Source organism: Megasphaera sp. ASD88 (assembly GCF_002287425.1).
In the GTDB taxonomy this organism is placed as follows: domain Bacteria; phylum Bacillota; class Negativicutes; order Veillonellales; family Megasphaeraceae; genus Megasphaera; species Megasphaera stantonii.
Window position 1 is genome coordinate 48516 of the sequence record NZ_NQXW01000010.1, and the last position, 21258, is coordinate 69773.

The window sequence follows — 21258 nt, forward strand, 5'->3', positions numbered from 1 at the left end:
CTGACTCTGCCTTACGGCGTGTTGCTGGGCGGTTCGGGCGCCGGCGCGATGGCGTTGTTCGTCGCGCCGATGATTTTCTGCCCTTCTACGGGGTCGTAGCTCCACAGCGTTTTGCCGCCTGTCGCCCCGTCGTTGGTATTTTCGCCGGGCAAAATATAAAAATGAATGTCTTCAGCCGGCACGTGGCGGAAGCTGAAGGCCAGGGCCGCTATATCCTTTGCGGAAATATTCGAATCTACGTTGTTCCAGAAGCGGTATAAAAACAGCATGTTGGAAATACCGAAGTGCTGCTGCCGGTCGGCGTAAAACAGCTTGACCAGCCGTTCCTGCCGCTGGGTTCGCGACAGGTAGCCGTCTTCGTCGATGTAGCGCATGTAGCCTGCCGCTTCCTGCCCTGTCAGGGTCTGATACCCTTGAAACAGGTTGATATCCGTCGCGCCCGTTTCGTCGGCGTGGTACATGTTTTCTTCTACATACATGGGCAGTCCGCCGCTCATGTCGATCATCTTCACGAAGGTATCTTCAGAAAATTCGACATAAAAAGGAACGGGAATGTGGAACATATCTTCCACGACGGCCTGAACGAGCGTCCGGCCGCCTTCGGTATACACGTCCTGAAGCTCCTGAATCCCCTTTTCCTTGCGGCCTTCAATCTTCGTATTGTCCGGCAGCATGATGAAATCGATATGCTTCTTTTCCTTATTGACCGCCGCCAGGCCGACGAAGTTGACCTGCTGCGGCGTGTTGCCGTCGCGGCCGATGACCAGTACGTACAGGGGCGTATCGGGACTGATCTGCTCAAAGGAACCAGACGCGCCGTTCTGCACGGCGTCGAGGCGGTTCTGAAACTGCTCGGCCCGGGACGTCTGGTAGTGCCGCCACGCCGTCACGGACAAGAACAGGACGGCTGCGACGGCGACGATGCCCGCCAGCAGGTGCAGCAGCTTTTTGCGCCGCTCCCGTTCGCCCGGCATGGCATGCTTTTTCTTCGGACGGTGAAACCATTTCTTCTTATCCATGATGGGTCCGATCCTTCTTCATCGACAAAATATGGGCGTTCCGATTGGTCACCGTGCCGACGTAAATCGTCTTGCCCTGCTCCAGCAGATGGAATATGGTCGAATCGTAGCCGGCCAGCACGGCTTTATCCAGGTCTTCCGCAGCCAGGCGGCGCAGCTTGTCCACGCCGTCGAAATCGCGGTTGACCTCGATATAATCGGCCATAAAAATAATTTTTTCCAAGAGGCTCATATGCTCGGCCCCCGTCGTATGATGGGCCAGGGACGCCAGGAGGTCGGCGTCGTCAATGCCGTACTGCTCCCGGGCTATGGTCACGGCGGCGTAGCCGTGAAGCAGGCTGCCGATAGAGACGATCGTATCGGGCAAGGTGCTGCCGAAGCTACGCCAGGCCAGCTTCTGCATAGCCGGCAGATCCATCTGCTTGGCCGCGTCGTGCAGCAGGCCGGCGACCTCGGCCTGATCGGCATCGCCGCCGTACTTCTCGGCCAGCTGGCGCGCCGCCTGGGCCACGCCCAGTACGTGCTGGTACCGGTGCTGGCTCAGCGTCGCTTTTAAATGTTCTTTAATGGTTGTCTTGAGTTCTTCGCTGTACATTGATATACTCCATGTTTTTCGATATATTCTATAACGACTTTGGGCATCATGTATCGGACGGACAGTCCGCTGCGTATACGGTGCCGCAGTTCAGTCGAAGAGATTTGCATAGTCGGCACGGTCAGCTTTAAAATGTGCTTTCCCAGCTCGCCGAAATGCTCGACGACCTGACCGATGGACTGCGTGCCGTCAGGCCGCGTCGCGCCGACAAACTGGCACAGCGAGAGGATTTCCTCCGGCTTGTACCACTGCGGCAGATCCTGTATCGTATCGGTTCCCGATATAAAATACAAAATATACGACGGGCCGTAAAATTCCTTTAAAAAGCGCAGCGTATCGACGGTGTACGACCGTCCCTTGCGGCGTATTTCCAAATCGCTGACGGCAAAATAGGGATTGTCGGCCGTCGCCAGCCTGGTCATGGCCAGGCGCTGCTCCGCCGTCGCGCCGTCTATATTTTTATTGGGCGTTATGTACGAAGGGATGAATAGCACCCTGTCGAGATGAAAGGTCTGCCGCGCTTCTTCGGCGATCATCAGGTGTCCCAGATGAATGGGATTAAAAGTTCCCCCCATGATCCCCAGCCTAGTGATTTCCATGGTACAGATAAATTCCTCCCCACACCAGCGCCAGCGTCAGGCCGTATAACAACAGCCAGATGGCGTAGTGCTTGTATTCATAGCGAGTCTTCGGCGCTGACAGGTACTGCCGCAGCGTCCGCATGTAGGCCTGCACGACGCGCTTCATTACCGGATCTGGCCCTGACCGCGGACGACGTATTTATAGGATACGAGGGCTTCCAGCCCCATGGGGCCGCGGACGTGCAGCTTCTGCGTGCTGATGCCGATTTCTGCGCCGAAGCCGAATTCAAAGCCGTCGGTAAACCGCGTCGATGCGTTGACGTACACTGCCGCCGAATCGACGCTGCGCAGAAAAGCTTCAGCCGTTTCCGGATTGTCCGTCACAATGGCTTCAGAATGATGCGTGCTGTAGCGGCGGATGTGCGCCAGCGCTTCGTCCAGAGATGATACGGTTCGGATAGACATGACGAGGGCGTTGTATTCCGTTTCCCAATCGGCTTCTTCTGCGGCGAGGACGGCGCTGTCGACGCTGCGCGCCAAGTCGTCGCCGCGCATTTCGACGCAGTCCTGCTTCATGACCGGCACGAGCTTTTTCATCAGCGGGGCCAATACGCTTTCATGAACCAGCAGCGTTTCCATGGCGTTGCACGTAGACGGCCGGGACACCTTGGCGTTTTCGATGATGCGGACGGCCATGTCCAGGTCGGCGTCCTTGTCGACGTAGACGTGGCAGACGCCGCTTCCCGTTTCGACGCAGGGAACCGTCGCCGTTTCGACGACCATGCGGATGAGGCCGGCGCCGCCGCGGGGAATGGCCAGGTCGATGTACTGACGCAGGGTCAGCAGTTCCTTTACCAAGGCCCGATCTGTATTTTCCAGCAGCCCTACGACGTCGGGATTGAGGCCCGCCGCTTTGAGAGCCTCCTTAATAACGGCGACCAAAGCCGTGTTGGAATGAATGGCCTCGCTGCCGCCGCGGAGGACGCAGGCGTTGCCCGACTTGATGCACAGGGCCGCGGCGTCGACGGTGACGTTGGGCCGCGATTCGTAAATGATGGCGATGACGCCCAACGGAACCGTTACCTTGCAGATATGCAGCCCGTTGGGCCGGTCCCATTCTTCAAGGCAGCGGCCGACCGGGTCGGGAAGCTCGATGACCTGGCGCACGCCGGCAGCCATGTCGTGAATCCGCTGTTCTGTCAGCTTCAAACGATCCAGCATGGCTTCACTCATGCCGTTGTTCCGTGCCGCGGCAATATCAAGATGATTGGCTTCTATAATATAGGCGGCCTGCCGTTCCAGCTCGTCGGCTAAATACGCCAGGGCTTTGTTTTTCGTATCCGTACCGACCAGGGCCAGCTCCTGTGCCCCGGCCTTAGCCGCTCTGGCTTTGACTAATACTTCTGATTCCATAGCAATCCCTCCTCACTGCATGACGACGAGGTTGTCGCGGTGAATGACTTCTTCATATACGCCTTCGTGGCCGAGAATCTTGGTGATGTCATCGGTCTTATGGCGCTTGATGGCTTCGACGCTTTCGCTGTTGTAGTTGACGATGCCCTTGGCAATGACGAGGCCTTCGTACATGACGTTGACGATGTCTCCTTCGTGGAACTCGCCCTCTACGGCGGCGATGCCTACGGGCAGTAGGCTGGAACCGTGCTCGACGAGGGCGTTGCGGCAGCCGCCGTCTACGATAAGGCTGCCCCGGGCCTTGCCTCCCGACAGGAGCCAGCGCTTTTTCGTATGCAGGTTCGAATCCTTGGCCGTAAACCAGGTACCGACTTCCTCACCCTGGCAGATGCGGCGCAGGACGCCGTCTTCGCTGCCCGAAGCGATGACCATGTCGACGCCCGACGAGGTAGCGATGGACGCAGCCTGTATCTTCGTGTACATGCCGCCCGTGCCGATAGACGAGCCGGCTCCGCCGGCAATGTCGTAGACGTGCTTGTCTACCTCCGTCACGACGGGAATGATGCGGGCCTCGGGATGGGTCTGCGGATTGGCCGTATACAGGCCGTCCACGTCGGAGAGGATGATGAGCAAGTCCGCTTCGATGAAATTGCTGACCATAGCCGACAAGGTGTCGTTGTCGCCGATTTTAAACTCGTCGATGGCTACGACATCGTTTTCGTTGATGATGGGGATGACGCCCATCTGCAGCATCGTCAGCAAGGTATTGCGCGAATTCATGAACTTCTTGCGGTCCTGGGCGTCCATGCGCGTCAGCAGTACCTGGCCGACGTTCTGCCCGTATTCGCGGAACATCTTTTCATAGGTGTGCATGAGGACGCCCTGCCCGACGGCGGCGACGGCCTGCTTTTCGCGGATCGTCTTGGGCCGCGCCGACAGCCCCAGCGGCCCCATGCCGGCGCTGACGGCGCCTGACGACACGAGGACCATTTCCTTCCCCTGATTTGCCAAATCGGCGATTTCCATTGCCAGCCGCTCGATGCGGTGGTAGTTGAGCTTCCCTGTCTCATGGGTCAGGGTGCTCGACCCTACCTTGACGACAATGCGATTTTTCTTTTGCAGCAATTCCCGGTTACCGGCCATGTTATCCCAACCTTACATCGTAATAAAATCGAAGTGCGATTTTTCGTCTTTTTTCTTGAACAATACGCCGTAGTGGCCGATGACCTGCACCAGCTCGGCGCCCAGCATATCGGCCAGGTCTTCCATCGTTTCCCGCGTGTCCAGATTGGCGTTGTTCAGGACGTGGACTTTGATGAGCTCCCGCGCCGTAATGGCCGCCCTGGCGCTGTCGATGACGGCGTCGCTCAGCCCTTCCTTGCCGATCTGCACGACCGACGGCATGAGGCTGGCCATTGCTTTTAATTTCTTCTTATCTTTATTGTTCACTCTCGTTGCTCCTTTTATTCGTGATATTCAAATTCCATTTCGCAGATGCGGACGGTGTTGCCGTCGCAAATGCCCTTTTCCTTCAGCAGCTTATCCAGCTCCATGTAGCGCCAGATGCGCTGGAAACGGCGCAGGGACTGGTCGTCGTCGAAGTTCGTCATGGCTACGAGGTTTTCAATACGGGGCCCCGTGACGACGAAGGCTCCGTCGTCGGCCCGCTTGACTTCGAAGTCCGGCTTATCCTGAGCCTTGTAGACGACTTCTTCGGCGATTTCTTCCGGCTCTTCGACATACGTTTCCAGCAGATCCCACAGCCGTTCGAGAAGGACTTCCAGCCCTTCGCCAGTCATGGCGCAGATAGGGTATACTTCCTGTCCCCGTTCGTCCATATAGGCCTGCAGCCGTTCCAGATTGTCCGAATCGCCGAGCATGTCGATTTTATTCGCCGCGATGACCTGCTTTTTCCGCGACAGCTTTTCGCTGTATTTGCGCAGCTCTTCGTTGATTTTTTCGTAATCCTCGATGGGGTCGCGGCCTTCCATGCCCGACACGTCGAGGACGTGGACCAGTATCTTCGTCCGCTCGATATGGCGGAGGAAATCGTGGCCCAGGCCTACGCCTTCGCTGGCTCCTTCAATGAGGCCGGGAATGTCGGCCATGACGAAGCTGCGGTGGTCGCTCAGGTCGACGACGCCGAGAATGGGGTTAAGCGTCGTAAAGTGATAGGCCGCTACTTCCGGCTGAGCCGCCGATACCTTGCGCAGGATACTCGACTTGCCGACGCTGGGATAGCCTAACAGGCCGATGTCGGCCAATACCTTCAGTTCCAGGCGGAGCCACCGTTCTTCGCCCGGTTCGCCCCGTTCGGCAAAGGTCGGAGTGCGGTTGGAGCTGGAACGGAAATGCCAGTTGCCCCGGCCGCCGCGGCCGCCTTTGGCTACGATGGCCTGCTGGCCGTCATGGCTCAGGTCGGCAATGATCTGACCCGATTCTTCGTCTTTTACGATCGTGCCTAAAGGAACCGTAATGAGCAGGTCTTCGGCGTTGCGGCCGTAGCAGTTCGCCCCCTGGCCCTTGCCGCCGGGCTTGGCCTTGAACAGGCGGCGGAAGCGGAAGTCGACGAGGGTGTTGACGTTGCGGTCGGCTACGAGGACGACGTTGCCGCCGTGGCCGCCGTCGCCGCCGTCAGGACCGCCCTTGGGGACAAATTTTTCGCGGCGGAAACTGCTCATGCCGTCGCCGCCTTTTCCGGACTGTACAAAAATTCTGGCTCTATCGATAAACATATTTCACCTCATTGAATACGAAATGTCTGAAAAGGACGCTATATACAGAAAGAGACACAGCATACATATACCATGTCTCCTGTCTATCTGTCCTGCTATATACACTTAAAACGGTACTGTTCAAATTTTAAAGCAAAACGGCTCGTCTGTAAAGTCATTTTGCGCAAGAAATTCAATTCGTTTACGGCTTCTGCAATAGTTCCAGCCCTTTTTCCAGCTGATAGTCGACGGGATCGTTCGGCTGCAGGGGCACGACGACGTCGGGCTCGATGCCCTTGCCTTCGACCTCCCGCCCCTTCGTCGTCCGATACTTGGCTACGGTAACCTTTACGGCGTCGTCCTTCGTAACGGGATAGACGCCTTGGACGGTTCCCTTGCCGAAGGTGCGGACGCCGACGATGGGTCCCAGCTGCAGGTCCTGCACGTCGCCGGCGACGATTTCCGACGCGCTGGCTGAATTTTCATTGACCAGCACGACGAGGGGAATGACCTCATCTGTCCCGTCGGCGACGAACTGCTGTTCCTGGCCGTCGCTGCTCGTATAGGACACGACGACGCTGTTCTTCGGCACGAAGTTGCTAGCCACCAGCGTCGCCTGGTCGACTAGCCCGCCGGGATTATTGCGCAGGTCGAGAATCATCTTTTTCATTCCCTGAGCCCGCAGGGACTGATAGGCTTCGGTAAATTCCCGGCCCGTATCCTCGCTGAACAAGGCGATGCGGATGTAGCCGATATCCGTCCCTTCGATCATCTCGCCGGCCGCCGTCTGCATGTGGATATTGCGGCGTATCAAGGTCATGTCCCTGTCGGCGCCGTCGCGGCGAATCGTCAGGACGACGGACGTATTTTCCGGGCCGCGGATGGACAGGGATACGTCTTCCAGCTCCATTCCCGCCGTCAGCTGGCCGTCGATAGCCATGATGACGTCGCCCCGCTGCAGCCCCGCCTCGCTGGCCGGGCTGCCGTCGATGACGCCGGCAATGAACACGCCTTCCTCGGCCTGGCTGATGTACACGCCGATGCCGGCATAGGAGCCGGTCATCTGCTCCGTAAACATCTTGAATTCGTCGCCAGTCAAATAGGTCGAATGCTTGTCGCCCAACGTGTCTACGACGCCCTTCATGGCCCCGTCGAGCAGGGCCTTCTTGTCGATGTCGCCGGCATAATGGTCCTCTACGACGGCAATGGTGCGGAAGAATTTAAAAATTCCCATATAATCGCCTGTCAGTTCGTACGACAAGGCGGCCAGCAGAAGAAGAACTGAGGCGACGACCGTCGTAATCCACTGGAAAAAGGGCTTTGCTTCCTGAAAAAAACGCTTCATAGACTCTTTCATCACAGCGCCGCCTTATAAGTAGGCCATGGGGTCTACAGGGTCCCCGTTGGAACGCACTTCAAAGTGAACGTGCGGCCCCGTCGAATTGCCCGTCGAGCCGGCATAGGCGATGGTCTGCCCTTTAGAGACAGACTGGCCGGCCGATACGGCCAGGGATTCGTTGTGGCCGTACAAGGTCGACAGGCCGTTGCCGTGATCGATGATAACGGCGTAACCGTAGCCGCTGATCCAGCCGGCTTCCACGACGTAGCCGCTGTCGGCAGCCGCTACGGGCGTGCCGTAATCGACGCCGATATCCATGCCGCTGTGATAAATAGTCGAGCCGAAAATAGGATGGACGCGGTAGCCGTATTCGGACGTAATGACGCCGTTGACCGGCCACATCATAGCGCCGGATCCGCTGACGGGCTGATAGCTCGTGTATCCGCCTCCTCCCGACGACTGCTGGGCCGCCGCGGCCGCTGCCGCTGCCGCCCGTTCGGCCGCGCGCTGGCGGAGCATTTCGCCGATGGCTGCTGAAGACGCTTCCAATTCGCGGTAAGCCGCTTCTGCCGTGGCCTTATCGTTTTCAGCCTGATACAGAATAGCTTGCTGTTCCTTCTTATGTTCTTCAATTTCAGCCTTCTTCTGTTCCGCTTCGGCCTTCAGCTGTACCTGATGCTGCCGTTCCGCTTCCAGTTCCTGCCGGGCCTGATGGATGATATCCCGCTGTTCCCGAATGGACGAAATCAGCTCCATGTCGGCGGCGACGACTCGGCGCAGCAGTTCGACGCGGTTGGCAAAGTCATTGAAGTCCTTGGCTCCCAAAATGACGTCGAGATAATTGAGCTGGCCGTGCATATAAATATCGCGGATGCGGACGCTGAACACGTCGAGGCGCTTGTCGAGCTTAGCCTGTTCGGCTGCCAGCCGGGCTTCCGTATCCCTGATTTTGGCTTCCGTCTGGGCCAGCTGGTCGGAAATCGACTTGTATTCCGCTTCGGCGGCGTCGAGGTTTTCCTGGATGACCCGCAGCTTTTCAAAGACGCTGCCGATGACCGCTTCGGCTTCATTCTTCTTTTGTTCCTGTTCCGCCATCTGCTGCTGCACGTCGGCCAGCTGGTTCTGCAAATCCTCGTCTTCGGCGAAGGACGCGAAGCACGGGCTCAGCAAGGCCGATATGACCATGGCGGCTACGTATTTTTTCTGTTTCGTAAACGTAACCATACCTTACACCTTCATATACCGCTTCAACGAAATCGTACTGCCGATAGCCCCGATGACCATGCTGATGAGCAGGAGGACGCCCCCCATTTGATACATGAAGGGGTACATGCCGACCATGGGCAGGAACGCCAGAGTACGGTGAATCGTCACCGTAATGAATTCATAGAACTGCAGCAGGGCCAGGTCGGCGATGACGCCGCCGATAAAGCCCAGGAACAGGCCTTCCAGCAGGAAGGGCCAGCGGATAAACCAGTTCGTCGCGCCGACGTATTTCATGATACCGATTTCCTTGCGGCGGGCAAATACGGTCAGGCGAATCGTATTGGAAATGATGAACAGCGTCGCAAAGGTCAAGAGAATGATCAAGGCGATGCCGCCCCAGCGGACGACGGCCGTAATCTGAAACAGCTGCTCGATGATTTCCTGGCCGTAATGGGAGCTTTCGACTTCCGGATATTCAGCGACAATAGCCGCCGTCTTTTTAACGGCTTCCGGATTGGTGAAGGTCAGCTCGTACGAGCTGGGCAGAGGGTTCTTCCCTTCCAGAGCGTTCAGGATGCCCGGCTGGTCCTTCATCCGTTCCTTCAGCTTTTCCATGGCCTGATCTTTATTGGTAAAGCTGAGTTCCTTGACATCAGGCAGAGCTTTCAGCCGGCGGCCGACGCTCATGACCTGGTCCGTCGTCAAGTCGTCCTTTAAATAGATGCTGATCTGCACCTGGCTCTCCAGATTTTCTGCAAAGTGATCCAAATTGGCGACGATAATCGTAAATACACCTAAGATGAAAAAGGACAAGGCGACCGTCGCAATGGACGCGATGGTCATGAAGCTGTTGCGCCAAAAAGACTTGACCGCTTCGGACACGAAGTAGCGCATCGTTCTAATCTTCATCGCCGTATCCTCCCTTCTGTTCGTCGCGGACTACTTTGCCGTCGACGATTTCGATGACCCGCTTGTTCATCAAGTCGACCATCTGCTTATCATGAGTAACCATGAGGACTGTCGTGCCCATATGGTTGATTTTCTTAAACGTTTCCATAATGTCCCTAGACGTGTCCGGGTCCAGGTTGCCCGTCGGTTCGTCGGCAATGAGCAGCAGGGGGCGGTTTACGATTGCCCGGGCGATAGCCACGCGCTGCTGCTCGCCGCCGCTCAGATTCTGCGGCAGGTCGTCGGCCTTGCTCAGCAAGCCGACCAAGTCTAGGACCGTCCGCACCCGCTCTTTAATGACCTTGCGCGGCGATTCGATAACTTCCATGGCAAAGGCCACGTTTTCCGCAGCCGTCTTATTGGGCAGGAGGCGGAAATCCTGGAAGACGATCCCCATTTTGCGCCGCAGATAAGGCACGCGGCTCTTAGGCAGCTTATTGACTTCTATCCCGTCGACGAAGACCGAGCCCTGGCTGGGCAGTTCTTCGTGGGACAGCATCTTGATAAACGTCGATTTGCCGGCGCCGCTGGCGCCGACGACAAATACAAATTCGCCCTTGCCGATGTGCAGCGACACATGGCTCAAGGCTACGGAACCATTTTCATATACTTTTGATACGTCTTTGAAATCAATCATGGGAAACCTCTTTCCAAGTATCTGTGCAAACTGCGGCCCTAACGGCCGTCCGTATTTCTGCTCTTCAGGCGAGCCCGCAAACTGTCCTTTCCTTCGATAATCCGCAGGGCCAAATAAGCGTTGCGCAGCGACTGGCGGCGCAGGTGATTGAGCCGCGCCTTCACGTCCGGCGCAATGCCTCCGGCAGCCAGCTTCCTCGTCACGTCGGCGACAAGATCTCCGGCGGAAACCGTCTCGACGGTACCGCAGAGCTTCTCTCCGATGAGCTGGATAAAACTGTCTATCTTCGGATCGTAGGAAATAGCCGTCACGGGCACCTCCATGAGGGAGGCGAACACCAGGGCGTGCAGGCGGTTGGCGATGACGGCGTCCATGCAGCCGATGAGAGACATGAATTCCACCGTATTATAGCCTTCCCGCAGGACGACGGCTTCCGTTTCCATCATGGCGGCAATATCCTCGCCGGCCTTGACGTCGGCGGGATACTGCATGGGAATGAAGATGATGCGGGCATCCAGACGGCGCTGCAGCTCGTCGGCGGCCTTGGCAATTTCTTCTTTATACCCCCTCATCCCCTGCCAGTCGCGTACAGCGACGCCGACGCGGGTCCGGATGCCTGTGACGCCGGCTTTTTTCAGCAAGTAAAAGCCGATTTTCTTATCGACGGGATGCATGGAAAGGACGGCGTCGGCCGTGACGTGAACCGGCGGAGCCGTCACGCCTAAAGACGCCAGCTCCCGCTTCGATTCGCTGTCGCGGACGCCGATAACCGTCGCCTGCTGCAGCACCTGCCGCACGGCCTGCCGGGCCTTTTCGCCCCGCACGGGACCTATGCCCTGGGCATAGAGCATGACGGGCTTATGGAAAAACAAAGCGATGCGCATGACCAGCAGATAATAGTAGAGGCTGCGAGTGCTGGTCACGTCCTGGAGCAGGCTGCCGCCGCCGCTAATAAGAATATCACAGCGGCGAATAGCCGCTGCGATAGCGAAAAAGTTCATGCGGTGAACTGTATGTACGTTGTGATGTTTCCGGGTCATCTGGCAGTTGCCCGTAATGACCGTAATCTCCACGTGGGGCATGATGTCCCGCAGGGAGCCGATAATAGCCGACAGCATGGCCTCGTCGCCGGCGTTGGCAAATCCGTAATAGCCGGAAATAACGACCTTACTCACGGGGCTTCACCCGCTTTCCCAGCCAATTCGTAATGTACTCGAGGAAGGCAACGCCGCAGACACCAATGATGCCTAACGGCAGGCCCAGCAGCCAGCCGTCGATGCCCCGGATAAAGGACATCAGGAAGGGCGTGCGGATGTGGGCGAACGTTTCGACCATGGAGCCGACGCCTATCGTCGCAGCCAGCACTAACAGGAAGTGCAGTATCTGCGGCCATTTGCGGTACATGGCGGCGACCATGAGGAAGAAGGCCGGATGGCCGACGAGAAATTCCTTTTCCCGCGGACGGGCGTACATGGCATTTTCCAGAAACCGGCGTAGCGCTACTTCAAAATCGGGCACGGGAACGCCTGCCGTATGGCCGCTCCGCCCGACGAAAATGAAAGCTACCATAGCCAGCATGCCCAACAGGATGAGCGTCCCCATCTTGATGGGAATATTGAGGAAGTCCTTCGCAAAAGCCGCAAAATCCTGCGGCGAGGCGATCGTCCGGCCCCACAGGGGGAAGCGGAGCAAATAGCCTGCGGCTACCAATAGGATGGGCAGCATGAAGGTCAGCTTGACGCCGCGGTAAAAATCAAATTCCATAAAGAAACGGATATTGCCAAGCATGGCCGCAATATACAAGCCGCCGATCATGGCGATGGCCACGGCGCAGGTCAGGCCGACGGCGCCGTCGCGGACGACTCGTCCGTACCCCAGGGGCGCGTCTATCGGCTTCTTTCTCCACCAATCCAGCAGGAGGAGCATAGCCGCTGTCGGCGACGCGACAGCACAGCCGATAGCCATGAGCTGCAGGAACAGGGCGCTATGAAACAGAGCCGTTCCCCCGGCTCCGCCGACGACTGCCAGCGCCAGGAGAATATAATTTACCTTTTCCGATAAGGGAATGAACAGGTTCAGCACGAAGACAAACCCGCAGGCCGCGGCCGCGGCCGTCACGGCCAGCAGCAGGGCGTTGGGATAATACCCTTCCATAATAGAGGCCCTGCCCAGCGCATAGCCCCGGTCTTTCAATTTCCGGGACGTTTCCTGAATATAGGACAGATTCGTCTCCGTCAGGTTCATGCCGTGAAGGGGCTTTTTATACAGGGGATATAAATTGACGCGGACGTTGCGTTCCAAATCGCTGATGTAAAAGCGCATGGCCGCTTCTTCCGGCGTAATCTTTTCCAGTTCTTCCTTAGACATGGCGTAGATACGCACCGTTTGATAATCGAGGAGATCGGCCAAATCATACATGCCGTCCTGACGGTCGTACTGCAGCTGGTTGGCCGCTTCGATCATGTAAAAGGGCAGGCCCTGGGCCTTCATATGCTCCGCCGTCACAGCCAGCATCGCCTTGCGCTGCTCCTTGTCCGGCGTATAGCCCAGCACTTCCTTGCCGACGAACATGATGCCCGACACGTCGGGAATATCCGCGGCCCGCTGGAAAAACTGATCAATCTGCTCTTTCGATACGTTGCTGTAATTCGTCGGCCGCAGGATGACGTGGAACCCGCGGGCCGCAATGGCCTTGGCGTCGGCCGACAAGATTCCCAGATTCGTATCACCCAACGCCGGCATGGAGCCGCGCAGGCCTAAGATGCGGTATTGGGAATTGGCAATGACGCTGACGCTGTCCGCGCCGAGGCGGGTCTTCAGGTCTGCCGCAATTTCGTCGAAGTACGGGTCTTCCTTGTCCTTAGGCTGGCCGACGACGTAATAATCATAAGACAAATCGCCGATCTGCAGCTGCGGATAATACAGCTGGAAGCCCAGCCGCGTAATGAGCGATATGTCGCCCCGCTGGGTCAGCTTGTTCAGCGTCGTGTCGTATATGGTAAAGCTCGTAATGCCGGCCTGCCGGAATTTTTCCAGCGCCTCGCCGACGTCATAGCCGTCGTTGCGGACCATGCTGACGACGGCGTCGTAATCCATAGCCTGCTCGATCGTCATCGTCCGTTCTTCCACGGCGTAGCGCTGGACGCACATGTATATGGAGCAAAGGAGGCCGATGAGCACGGCGGCAATCATCAGCATGTTGCTGTAGCGATGTTGTTTTTCCATGTTTCCACCTTACTTAATGAGCGGCCGTCTGGCCGTGTATAGTCAGCACGTCGCCGTGCATCATCACGCTATCCGGTACGATTCCCAGGGGAAATTCGCTGAAATCGTACACTTCGGCGCTGCCCAGACCGCGGGCGCGGTATTTCATGCCGAAGCCCTCGACGGTGACGTCGTCGGGAATGAACATGAGCTTTTTCTCATCCATGCCGAAGCGGCCGTGAATAACCGCCCGGGCGTTCAGCAGGCCGCCCAGCTTGGCCGAGCCGCTGACTTCAATCGTATCGCCCAGAAAGACGACCGACACGTCCTTCAGGCCGTCTACCTTTTCCACTAAAAAATTGCGCAGCTCATTGCTGCTCACGGACGCCGACATTTCGCCGTGCGCGGCGGAAGCCAGGGTCATCTGCTGGTCCAGCAAGGCGTCCATCGGGCTGAATTTCACGCCCTGCAGGTCGCAGTCAAAGCTGTCGAACATCAGGCCGCCGACGCGGAAGGCCTTGCCGTGGACGCTGACCGCATCGAGCTCGCCGAGGAGCACCTTCATGCCCGGCGAGGCCTCGACGCGCACGTCTTCCGGTTTGAGGTCCATCTTCTGGGACAAGGCGTAATGAAGAGCCACTTCCGCCGTCTTCGGGCCGAAGGCGTTGACGCCGACGAGAACCGCCGCCGCGATGATCAAAAGTGTGATTAGCTTTTTCATTTATATATCCTGTCTTGAAATCTTCTTATCCTTTTCCTGCTGCAGATAGCCTTCGATGAAGATATCTAAATCGCCGTCCATAACGGCCTGGATATTGCCCGTTTCCACGCCGGTGCGGTGGTCCTTGACCAAGTTGTAGGGATGGAATACGTACGAGCGTATCTGGCTCCCCCATTCGATGGCCTGATGGACGCCGCCGATTTCGGCTTTCAGTTTTTCCTGCTTTTCCCGTTCCAATTCAAAGAGCTTGGCCCGCAGGTACTTCAAGCACATTTCCTTGTTCTGGAGCTGGGACCGTTCGTTCTGGCACTGGACGACGATGCCCGTCGGCATATGGGTCATGCGGACGGCCGAGCTGGTCTTGTTGACGTGCTGGCCGCCGGCGCCGGAGGCGCGGAAGTAGTCGACGCGGACGTCGTCCATATTGATTTCTACGTCTACGTCGTCAGGCAGCTCGGGCATGACGTCTACGGCCGTAAAGGACGTATGGCGGCGCGCCGCCGCGTCGAAGGGGGAAATGCGGACCAGGCGGTGCACCCCTTTTTCCGACTTCAAATACCCGTAGGCATATTCGCCTTCAATCGTAAAGGCTGCGCTCTTGATGCCCGCTTCGTCGCCAGGCTGCATATCCATGACGTTGATGCGGTAGCCGTTGCGCTCGGCCCAGCGCATGTACATGCGGATGAGCATCTGCGCCCAGTCCTGGGCTTCGGTGCCGCCGGCGCCGGCGTGGAAGGTGACGATGGCGTTGCACGTATCGTATTCATCGGAAAGAAGCAGGAGGATTTCCCTCTTTTCTACGTCTTTTACCAGTTCCTTATACTGCTTTTCGATTTCGCCAGCCAAATCGGCATCGCCTTCTTCCATAGCCAGCTCCAGGTAGTCGCAGGCATCCTGCACCCGCTGCACCAGCTCTTTATGGCCTTCGACTTCGGCTTTCAGCTGCGTCGCTTCCTGGGAAATAGCCTTGGCCTTTTCCGGGTCATTCCAAAAGTCCGGATCGCTCATCTGCATATCCAGATTCATAATTCGTTCTTCTTTTCGAGGTAAGCTAAAGTGAATCCCCGATTTCTTGTATTCTATTCTGCAAATCTTCCAAAGGCTTACGCAACTCTTCTAATAGCACAAGTATCACCATCTTTCATATATCAACATTAATTACCGATTATATCACAGGCATTCTCTTTTTTACAGAGAATTTACTTTCTTTTTCTGCATTTCAGCCTTAGTCCTGCTGCTGTTGCTTTCTCTGTTCTTCCCGTTCGATATCCTCGCGGCTGACGGGCTTGCTTTCTTCGTGCACTTCCGTCGCGCCCTGGAGTCGGTCTTCCGCCTTGGGAACGGGCTTGCTGTACGTTACCTGAATGTGATAGAGGAAGGTAATGACCGTCCGCTTGATGGAATCGATCATTTCTTCAAACATTTCATAGGCTTCGAATTTGTATTCGACCAGAGGATTCTTCTGGCCGTACGCCCGCAGGTTGATGCCTTCCTTCAAGGCGTCCATGGCATCGAGGTGATCCATCCACTTGCTGTCGACGACGCGGAGCATAATGGCTTTTTCCAGCTCGCGCATCGTTTCGGCGCTGATTTCCTTTTCCCGTTCGTCGTACAAGGCGACGGCAATGTCCTTGAGCTTTTCCTGTACTTCGATGCGGCTGAGGTTTTCCAGTTCTTCTACCGTTACAGTTCCCTTGGGCACGAAGTACTGTTCCATCTGAGCCAGGAGGCCGGCAAAATCCCATTCTTCCGGATAGAGCTTTTCGTCGGCATACCGGTCCAGACCGTCGAGAATAATATCATCGACCATGCCGAGGATCGTATCGCGCAGCGATTCGGCGACGAGGACCTTGCGGCGCTGCCCGTACAGGACCTCACGCTGCTGATTCATGACGTCGTCGTATTCAAGGACGTACTTACGGATTTCAAAGTTGTGGCTTTCGACCTTCTTCTGAGCCTTTTCAATGGAGCGGGTAATCATGGAATGGGTAATCGGTTCGTCTTCGTCCATGCCCAGCTTGTCCATGAATTTAGAAATGTTTTCCGAGCCGAAAATACGCATGAGGTCGTCTTCCAGAGACAGGAAGAACTGCGTCGTGCCCGGGTCGCCCTGACGGCCTGCGCGGCCCCGGAGCTGGTTGTCGATACGGCGGCTTTCGTGCCGTTCCGTACCAATGATCATCAGGCCGCCCAATTCGGCTACGCCCTTGCCGAGCTTGATATCCGTGCCGCGGCCGGCCATATTGGTCGCGATGGTGACCATGTTCATCTGGCCGGCGTCCTTGATGATTTCCGCTTCTTTTTCGTGATACTTAGCGTTCAGCACGTTGTGGACGATGTTTTCTTTTTTCAAAAGCTGGCTGATGATTTCCGACTGGCTGATAGACGTCGTGCCGACGAGGATCGGCTGGCCCGTTTCGTGGCGCTTCTTGACTTCACGGACGACGGCCCGGTATTTGGCGTGCTTCGTCTTGTAGATGACGTCGGGCAAGTCCTTGCGGATAGCCGGCTTGTTCGTCGGAATAACGTAGACATCCAGCTTGTAAATCTTATTGAATTCGTCTTCTTCCGTCTTAGCCGTACCAGTCATGCCGGCCAGCTTGTCGTACATGCGGAAGTAGTTCTGGAAGGTAATCGTCGCCAAGGTCTTGCTTTCGCCCTGAACCTTGACGTTTTCCTTCGCTTCGATGGACTGGTGGAGCCCGTCGCTGTAGCGGCGGCCGAACATGAGGCGGCCCGTAAATTCGTCGACGATGACGATTTCGCCGTCTTTGACGACATAATCCTTGTCGCGGTGCATCATAAAGCGGGCCCGCAGAGCCTGAATGACCAAGTGGTTCAAATCGAGGTGGTCGTTGTCAAACATATTCTTAATGCCCAGCATCTTTTCGACCTTGGCGACGCCGCTTTCTGTCGGCGCGATGGTCTTTTGCTTTTCGTCCATCGTGTAGTCTTCTTTTTCAAAGGTCTTGACGATGTGAGCCAGCGTATAGTACAAATCCGTCGATTTTTCTCCCGGTCCGGAAATAATAAGCGGCGTACGGGCTTCGTCGATGAGGATGGAGTCCACTTCGTCGACGATGCAGTAGTTCAGGGGACGCTGTACCATCTGGTCCTTGCTGATGACCATGTTGTCGCGCAGGTAGTCGAAGCCGAATTCGTTATTCGTGCCGTACGTAATATCGGAATTATAGGCGCGGCGGCGCTGTTCATACGTCAGGTCGTGGACGATGAGGCCGACGGACAATCCCAGGAACTTATAAATCTGACCCATTTCTTCGCTGTCGCGTGTGGCCAAATAGTCGTTGACCGTGACGACGTGGACGCCTTTACCGGTCAGGGCGTTCAAGTAGACGGGCAGCGTCGCGACGAGGGTCTTGCCTTCACCTGTACGCATTTCTGCAATATCGCCGCGGTGCAGGACGATACCGCCCAGAAGCTGTACGTCAAAATGGCGCATGCCGAGGACGCGGCGCGACGCTTCGCGCACGACGGCAAACGCTTCGGGCAGAATATCGTCCAGCGTTTCCCCTTCGGCCAGGCGGCGCTTGAATTCAAAGGTCTTCTCCTGCAGCGAAGAATCGCTCAAGGCCGTAAGCTTCGGTTCCAAATCGTTAATATGATGGACGATAGGCCACATCTTCTTTAATTCGCGTTCGGTATTATTGCCGAGCAGTCTCTGCATTATTTTATTAAACACGTAATAAGCCCTCCAATTGCAACTAAGTTATTGATACATATTTATATTCAATTGTATATTTTATCAAACCAGGCCCTAAATGACAATACATTCTGCCCTTTCCCCCTCTCATCGTTCCCTCTGCGCCTCATCTTTTTACATTTTTTACTTATTCTATACATGATTTTCTGGTACAATATAGGTGTACCCATATCACCTGCATCGATTTTATGTGGATATGACTAGTTATCTCTTAGAAAGAAGGGCATATATGATAACCATCTCTGAAGAAACAAAAAAGACCTTTCAAGACAGATATCCCGAATTTGAAGACGCCTGTCAGGCTTTTTTCCGCCAGGAACTTCCGGCAGGCCAATATAAGGGCATTTCCGGAAAATACGGCAGCTACGCCGAACGGGGCGGCAACAGCGGCATGCTGCGCATGCGGTTCTCCGGCGGCCGCGTTACAAAGGACCAGATTGCCTTTTTAGCCCGGGCCATCGATACGTATCACGTGCAGCTGGCTCATTTCACGACAGCCCAGGCCATTCAGTATCACAAGATGGACGGCCCATCTATTTTATCCTTATATAAGGAATGCCTAGAGCACGGCATTTACTGTATCGGAGGCGGCGGCGACAACCCCCGCAACATCACGGCCAGCCCGCTCCGCGGCGTAGACCCGAAGGAATTCTTCGACGTATCGCCCTACGTCGACGCAGCAGCCTCGTACGTCCTCACTATCATTCCGGAACTGCACCTGCCGCGGAAATATAAAATCGCCTTTTCCAACGGCACGGACAACGAAAGCCACGCCACCTTCAAGGATTTGGGCTTCTTAGCCAAGAAAAACGGTACCTTCGACGTCTATGCTGCCGGCGGCCTGGGGGCCGCCAATCCCCGCCTGGGCGTCAAAGTAGGCGAAGACGTCGCGCCGACAAAAATTTTGTATTATATCGACGCCTTCGCCCAAATGTTCATGGCCCACGGCGACTATAAGAACAGAGCCAGAGCCCGTTCCCGCTTCATGCCGGTCAATCTCGGCGACGAAGAATTCTGCAAGACCTTCCAGACCTTCCTGGAAAAATCGCAGGAAAAAGACCTCTCCTTTATTCCTCAGGAATACGTCGTAGCCAAGAAGGCGCCGTCCTCGGCCAAGCCGAACATCGCCCGCATCCACAGCCAGAAGCAGGACAACCTCTACTACGTAGAATACCATCCCCTCGGCGGCACGCCGGACATGGCCGTATTCAAGAAGGCCCTGCAGTTCTTGTCTGACGTTGAAGATGCAGAACTCCGCCTGAACACGGACGAATCGCTCTACGCCGTCAACCTGACCGCGGAAGAAGCCATCGCCTTCGCCGCCATCACCGAAGAGGACACGGCGAAAAATACCTTTGAAAAATCGGTCTGCTGCATCGGCGCGGCCATCTGCCAGCAAGGCCTGCGCGATTCCCACGGCATGTGGCTGCGCACAGTCAAGGCCCTGCGCGGCAGCGGCGTCGACACGTCGTACCTGCCCAAGCTGCATATTTCCGGCTGCCCCTCGTCGTGCGCGGCCCAGCAGATCGGCGCCATCGGCCTGCGCGGCGCAGCTAAAAAAGTGGACGGCGATATGAAGCCGGCCTTTACGGTCTTTGCCGGCGGCACCTATGCGACGCCGACACAGGAACGCTTCGGCGCGCAAATCGGCGTCATTACGGAAGACAACATCCCTGCCTTCCTGACGGCCTTGGCCGAAACACTGAAAACCAAGGGCCAAACCTTTGACGAATGGTACGGAGCCCATACCGATGAGTTTGCGTCGCTGGTTTCTTCCTTCGAATAACATATCTAAACGGCAAAAGCCGGGAGAACCCAAACGAATGGGCTCTCCCGGCTTCTTTATATTGCCTTCGGCATGATTATTTTACATTCTTTTTCGTCGCGTTGCTGCGGATATCCACTTCGACGAGCCGTTCTACCTCATCGCCGCGGACGCCGATGAAGTAATTGGTAAAGTTCGCCGTCGAGCAGGAGTGATTCGGAATGATGCAGATCTTATCGCCGACCTTCAAATCAGTTTTTCCATTGACGTGAATTTTCCCTACTTCTTCTGACAGCCCGTCTACGCATAACTCCGGATGGCCCTTGACCGTGCCGTACCCTACGATAGACGTATTGCCGTGGGCTCCCTGATCGAGCCCCAGGCATTTCGTGCCGGCATCGCAGATAAACAAGTCTTCCGACAGATGGGACACGACAGATGCCAGTACGTACAGCGCGCATTCTTCTTCCGAAGCGGTCTGCGTAGACAACTGAATCGTATCGTTGAAGATGTAGTTGCCCGGATGATAGATGGAGATGTGCTCGTCGGCAATATTCTGGGCAAAGGTAGGCGTAGAACCGCTGGAAATGATATCCACAGTATAGCCTGCCTTTTTCAGCGCTTCTGCCGCCGCTGCCATGCTGCGGGCTTCATCTTCGCAATAGCCTGCCAGATCTTCATGGCTGCATGCGCCGTATACATGGCCCGGATGGGTAGAAATCCCCTTAAATACCAGATGGTCGCAGGCTTTCAACGCGTCGGCCAAGGGAACGACCTTATCGGGAGCCACACCGAAGCGGTGAAGGCCGCTGTCTACAATAATCGTGTACTGCACGGAAACGCCCTGTTTAGCCGCCTGTTCCTGAATTGCCTTAGCCGCGTCTTCCCCGTCAATGCGGATGATAAAATTGCACTTCTGCGACAAGGCGATGACCCGATCGATAGACACGTTCGTCGCTACGGGATAGGCATACATGATATTTTGGATGCCTGCGGCGCACAAGGCTTCCGCTTCGTCCAGCGTGCCGCACAAAAATCCCGTGCAACCATATTGCTGCTGCAATAACGCCAGTTCCGTGCTCTTATGCGTCTTGACCATCGGCCAAATCTGCTTTCCATGCGCCGCAGCCAAGTCAGCGTACTTCTTCAGGTTATGTTCCATATAATCCAAATTCAACAAAATAGCCGGCGTATACACTTGATCAATTTTCATATTCGCATATCTCCCTTCTTGTACAAATCCTTCTTGTACAAATACAGTAAAAAATGGTTAATTGTAAAATGAATTTGAACAGGTAATCAAAAAACAAAAATCCATAGTGAAGCTTCATGTTAAAATGGTTTTGCGAGAAATCATCAACAAAGGAGCAATCACTATGGATCACATCCATTCTA

General features: G+C 56.0%; 19 protein-coding genes. 1 reads left to right on the top strand and 18 read right to left on the bottom strand.

Going from position 1 to position 21258, the window contains the following annotated elements; all coding sequences use genetic code 11:
• Window positions 1-11: 11 nt before the first annotated feature.
• The 17 genes from CJ260_RS06960 to secA form a co-directional block, all read right to left on the bottom strand.
• Window positions 12-1019, bottom strand: coding sequence for an LCP family protein (locus CJ260_RS06960; protein WP_233127916.1), 1008 nt, complete (start codon window positions 1017-1019; stop codon window positions 12-14).
• A complete protein-coding gene (yqeK, locus tag CJ260_RS06965) occupies window positions 1012-1614 on the bottom strand; it encodes a bis(5'-nucleosyl)-tetraphosphatase (symmetrical) YqeK (RefSeq protein ID WP_095629674.1) in 603 nt (200 codons plus the stop codon). Before yqeK ends, CJ260_RS06960 begins: the two co-directional genes overlap by 8 nt.
• On the bottom strand, window positions 1572-2213 hold the full coding sequence (gene nadD / locus CJ260_RS06970; RefSeq protein WP_095629675.1) for a nicotinate-nucleotide adenylyltransferase: 642 nt from the start codon (window positions 2211-2213) through the stop codon (window positions 1572-1574). The genes yqeK and nadD overlap by 43 nt, the downstream gene beginning before the upstream one ends.
• Window positions 2200-2361, bottom strand: a complete 162-nt coding sequence (locus CJ260_RS12960) for a hypothetical protein (RefSeq protein ID WP_162860315.1) — start codon at window positions 2359-2361, stop codon at window positions 2200-2202. Before CJ260_RS12960 ends, nadD begins: the two co-directional genes overlap by 14 nt.
• Window positions 2361-3608 (bottom strand): glutamate-5-semialdehyde dehydrogenase, encoded by a 1248-nt coding sequence (locus CJ260_RS06975; protein ID WP_095629676.1) that lies wholly within the window; start codon window positions 3606-3608, stop codon window positions 2361-2363. The genes CJ260_RS12960 and CJ260_RS06975 overlap by 1 nt, the downstream gene beginning before the upstream one ends.
• Before the next feature lie 12 nt (window positions 3609-3620).
• Window positions 3621-4751, bottom strand: a complete 1131-nt coding sequence (gene proB, locus CJ260_RS06980; protein WP_095629677.1) for a glutamate 5-kinase — start codon at window positions 4749-4751, stop codon at window positions 3621-3623.
• 12 nt (window positions 4752-4763) lie between these two features.
• Window positions 4764-5057, bottom strand: a complete 294-nt coding sequence (locus tag CJ260_RS06985; RefSeq protein WP_087477502.1) for a YhbY family RNA-binding protein — start codon at window positions 5055-5057, stop codon at window positions 4764-4766.
• A 14-nt stretch (window positions 5058-5071) separates the two neighbouring features.
• A complete protein-coding gene (gene obgE, locus CJ260_RS06990) occupies window positions 5072-6343 on the bottom strand; it encodes a GTPase ObgE (protein ID WP_095629678.1) in 1272 nt (423 codons plus the stop codon).
• Window positions 6344-6524: 181 nt separating this feature from the next.
• Window positions 6525-7679 (bottom strand): S41 family peptidase, encoded by a 1155-nt coding sequence (locus tag CJ260_RS06995; protein ID WP_095629679.1) that lies wholly within the window; start codon window positions 7677-7679, stop codon window positions 6525-6527.
• Between the two features lie 12 nt (window positions 7680-7691).
• Window positions 7692-8885, bottom strand: coding sequence for a murein hydrolase activator EnvC (locus CJ260_RS07000; protein WP_087477505.1), 1194 nt, complete (start codon window positions 8883-8885; stop codon window positions 7692-7694).
• Between the two features lie 3 nt (window positions 8886-8888).
• Window positions 8889-9776, bottom strand: a complete 888-nt coding sequence (gene ftsX / locus CJ260_RS07005; protein WP_087477506.1) for a permease-like cell division protein FtsX — start codon at window positions 9774-9776, stop codon at window positions 8889-8891.
• Complete coding sequence (gene ftsE / locus CJ260_RS07010; protein ID WP_087477507.1) at window positions 9766-10452, bottom strand: cell division ATP-binding protein FtsE; 687 nt, start codon at window positions 10450-10452, stop codon at window positions 9766-9768. Before ftsE ends, ftsX begins: the two co-directional genes overlap by 11 nt.
• 38 nt (window positions 10453-10490) lie before the next feature.
• Complete coding sequence (gene csaB / locus CJ260_RS07015; protein ID WP_087477508.1) at window positions 10491-11627, bottom strand: polysaccharide pyruvyl transferase CsaB; 1137 nt, start codon at window positions 11625-11627, stop codon at window positions 10491-10493.
• Window positions 11620-13677, bottom strand: coding sequence for a DUF5693 family protein (locus tag CJ260_RS07020; protein ID WP_087477509.1), 2058 nt, complete (start codon window positions 13675-13677; stop codon window positions 11620-11622). Before CJ260_RS07020 ends, csaB begins: the two co-directional genes overlap by 8 nt.
• A gap of 13 nt (window positions 13678-13690) precedes the next feature.
• Complete coding sequence (locus CJ260_RS07025; protein ID WP_087477510.1) at window positions 13691-14377, bottom strand: LmeA family phospholipid-binding protein; 687 nt, start codon at window positions 14375-14377, stop codon at window positions 13691-13693.
• Window positions 14378-15515 (bottom strand): peptide chain release factor 2 gene (gene prfB / locus CJ260_RS07030; protein WP_239478010.1). Its coding sequence is split into 2 segments (ribosomal slippage): window positions 14378-15442 and window positions 15444-15515, totalling 1137 coding nucleotides; the frame shifts between segments, so codons are not numbered across the junction.
• Window positions 15516-15602: 87 nt separating this feature from the next.
• Window positions 15603-18077 carry a preprotein translocase subunit SecA gene (gene secA / locus CJ260_RS07035; protein ID WP_087477512.1) on the bottom strand — a complete coding sequence of 825 codons (2475 nt, stop codon included), beginning with the start codon at window positions 18075-18077 and terminating at the stop codon, window positions 15603-15605.
• A 250-nt stretch (window positions 18078-18327) separates the two neighbouring features.
• Here secA and CJ260_RS07040 point away from each other — a divergent pair, with 250 nt between their 5' ends.
• On the top strand, window positions 18328-19884 hold the full coding sequence (locus tag CJ260_RS07040; RefSeq protein WP_095629680.1) for a nitrite/sulfite reductase: 1557 nt from the start codon (window positions 18328-18330) through the stop codon (window positions 19882-19884).
• 76 nt (window positions 19885-19960) lie between these two features.
• On the opposite strand, the gene CJ260_RS07045 is transcribed toward CJ260_RS07040, so the two are convergent.
• Window positions 19961-21076, bottom strand: a complete 1116-nt coding sequence (locus tag CJ260_RS07045; protein WP_095629681.1) for an alanine racemase — start codon at window positions 21074-21076, stop codon at window positions 19961-19963.
• Window positions 21077-21258 lie beyond the last annotated feature (182 nt).